This is a genomic window from Roseiarcus sp. (genome assembly GCF_052145395.1).
GTDB lineage: Bacteria > Pseudomonadota > Alphaproteobacteria > Rhizobiales > Beijerinckiaceae > Roseiarcus.
On record NZ_JBKQOT010000838.1, the window covers coordinates 1 to 2,833 of the forward strand.

Here is a 2,833-nt window from a genome sequence, read left to right on the forward strand (position 1 = left end):
CGGCACGCGGGCTGACGCCGCCCGGCTCGGAGGGGTCGGGCCGCAGACCCTTCGCGATTGGGTTCTTCGGTTCAACGCCAAGGGGCCGGGCGGTCTCGTCGATGGCAAGTCGACTGGACGCCCCTCCCTGCTCGACGACGCGCAAAGGCGCGCGCTCGTCGCCATGGTAACCGCCATGAAGCTGGAGGCTTTCAAGTATTACCATATCCCCGGCAAGGACATTGGCCTTGCTGGCATTGTGGCGAAGCCAACCCCCGAATTGCTCAAGCTGCAAGCGGACCTGATCGCGGCGGCGAGCCCCTTCACCGTGGAAACCGGAGACTCGGCGGCGTTCGTGACCACTCCCGATGATCCTATCATCGACCCGTTCTTGATCGGATACGTGTCGACCTTCGTTCCGAAAGCATCCGGCGAACAATTCAACCCGCACGTCACCACTGGCGTCGCGCTCAAGAGCGACCTCGACCAAATGTTGGCCGAACCTTTTGAGGAGTTCAGTTTTTCGCCCGCTGGCGCGGCCGTCTACCAGTTAGGCCAGTTCGGCACAGCACCGAAAAAACTCAAGGAACTGCATTTGAAGCAGTAAGGCGCCGCTCGTTGCGTGGGACTGCCGCTCCCGACGTGAAGCGGCCCTTGCGGGTCGCGACCGCGAACGTCGCAAGCGGGAAGGCAAGCGGCCGTAGACTGCGTGACCTGGAAGGCATTGTTCCGCCCGAAGGCGACATTGCGAAGGGAGTCGGATTGAAAGGGAGGGGAGCGGCGGTGGTTCACCGAAAAAGGTCGACTCGCCGGCGCGTTCTTCGACACGTGTCTCCGCAAACTCGACAATCGCAGTTCGACCGACTGACCACCCTTTATTCCGAAGCTTTGGTCATCTCTTTACGTCAGACTTATACCCGTCGGCCGGTTTCGGAATGGAGTTTTTTCGCACGTAGGGTGTAACTGTGGCGCAACTCGAATGGAGTCCAATTGCGAGGTCGCCATGCTTGTGCACGCATTCAAGGGACCGTATCAGTTCAAGCCCGCCAGCCTCCCGCTCGCACCAACCGAAGAGCTGTGGCTTGGTGTCGTCGGCGCCCTGGTCATCGTCTGGCTCGCGTTGACGATACTGGCGCCCGGCAGGGGTTCGAATATCGCATCGACCTGCAACGTCCATGGTCGAGCGGCGCTGGTCTGCCGCCCGGAGACCGCTGCGCCGTTCTCCGCCCCGCAGGATTTGAATTGCACAAGCTTCGGCCGCGGCGGGCGAGTCTGCTCGGACCGGCAATGACAGACGAGACCGCGATTCAGGCCTCCTCTCGATTAGGGCCGGTCGATTGCAACGCCTCGCATTCCAGCGTCATTCAGCCTGAGTGGAGTGTGCACGGCCGCGAAATCGGACGCCCGGCCAAGGCCGCGCGATACGAACGCCGCCGACTCACCCACTTCGCCCGTCTTACCGGGCAGGCGGGCGTCGTCGTCGCGTACCAGCGCCTGCTCGCGGACGGCGGGCCCGTCGGCTCGGCGCGCGGCCGACCGGCTCTCCGCTGCTGCGTTCTTCGCCTCAGGCGCAAGATCGAGCGCGAGCCGCTTCATCCCGAAATCCTGCTCGCCAAGATCGGCGTGGGCTATCGCCTCGCGCTTCCGACCGGCGGGTTCTCGCGCCGCCCGCGCGATTCCATCCCGAAAAACCAGAAATAGGGCCTCTTATTGTGGTCAGGATTGTCTCAGGTCTTCTCGAAATCACCTTCACGCTTGCGCTCGTCATTGCCGCCGCCCGTCCCCTCGGCGCTTATATGGCGGACGTCTTCCAGAATCGTCGCACTTTCCTCACGCCGATCCTCGGACCGATCGAGCGGGCCGTCTACTGGGCCGCCGGCGTCAAGGCCAAGGACGAGCAGGAATGGGACGACTATGCGATTTCGATGGTCCTGTTCGGCGGCGCGTGCATGCTCGGGCTTTATGCGATCCTGCGCCTGCAAGCCTGGCTGCCACTCAACCCGCAAGGCTTTCCGGGCGTGCCGCCCGACCTCGCCTTCAACATCGCGGTGAGCTTCGTCACCAACGCCAATTGGCAGGCCTACGGCGGCGAGACGACGCTCTCGCATCTGTCGCAGATGGTCGGCCTCACAACCAACAACTTCCTCGACTCGGCGGCGGCGATCGCCATCGCCGTCGCGCTCATCCGGGCGCTGACGCGCAGCGAATCGACGACGATCGGCAACTTCTGGGTCGACGTCGCCCGCGCGACGCTCTACGTGCTGCTGCCCGTGGCGTTCGTCCTCGCGCTCGTGTTCGCGGCGCTCGGCGTGCCCCAGACTCTTGTCGGGTCGATCGAGGCGACGACGCTCGAGGAGGCAAAACAGATGATCGCCATCGGGCCGGTGGCGAGCCAGGAGGCGATCAAGCTCCTCGGCGACAACGGCGGCGGCTTCTTCAACGCCAATTCCGCCCATCCGTTCGAGAACCCGAGCGTCTGGTCGAACATTGTGCAGAACTGGAGCCAGCTCGTGCTGCCGGTCGCGCTGGTGTTCGCCTTCGGCCGGATGGCGCGCGACATTGGCCAGGGCCGCGCACTCTTGATCATGATGGCGATCATTTTCGTGGTCGCGCTCGCGGTCGTCTGGCAGGTCGAGGCGGCGGGCAATCCGGCGCTCGCCGCGCTCGGCGTCGACCCTTCGTTCGGCAACCTCGAAGGAAAGGACCTGCGCTTCGGTCAGGCGGGCGCCGCGCTGTTCGTCGACGCCACGACCGGCACCGGGACGGGCGCGTCGAACGCGGTCCTCGAATCGGCGATGCCGCTCTCCGGGCTCGTGGCGATGTTCAATTTGCTGCTCGGCTGCATTTCGCCGGG

4 protein-coding genes are annotated in these 2,833 nt (G+C 64.4%); all 4 read left to right on the forward strand.

The features are described 5' to 3' along the window. The coding region (locus ACLP25_RS29150) for a helix-turn-helix domain-containing protein (RefSeq protein ID WP_442472587.1) at positions 1-586 on the forward strand (586 nt) is incomplete at its 5' end. A gap of 396 nt (positions 587-982) precedes the next feature. After that, positions 983-1,270, forward strand: coding sequence for a hypothetical protein (locus ACLP25_RS29155; RefSeq protein ID WP_442472588.1), 288 nt, complete (start codon positions 983-985; stop codon positions 1,268-1,270). Continuing rightward, positions 1,267-1,680, forward strand: a complete 414-nt coding sequence (locus tag ACLP25_RS29160; protein WP_442472589.1) for a hypothetical protein — start codon at positions 1,267-1,269, stop codon at positions 1,678-1,680. Before ACLP25_RS29155 ends, ACLP25_RS29160 begins: the two co-directional genes overlap by 4 nt. 11 nt (positions 1,681-1,691) lie before the next feature. After that, the coding region (gene kdpA, locus ACLP25_RS29165; RefSeq protein ID WP_442472590.1) for a potassium-transporting ATPase subunit KdpA at positions 1,692-2,833 on the forward strand (1,142 nt) is incomplete at its 3' end.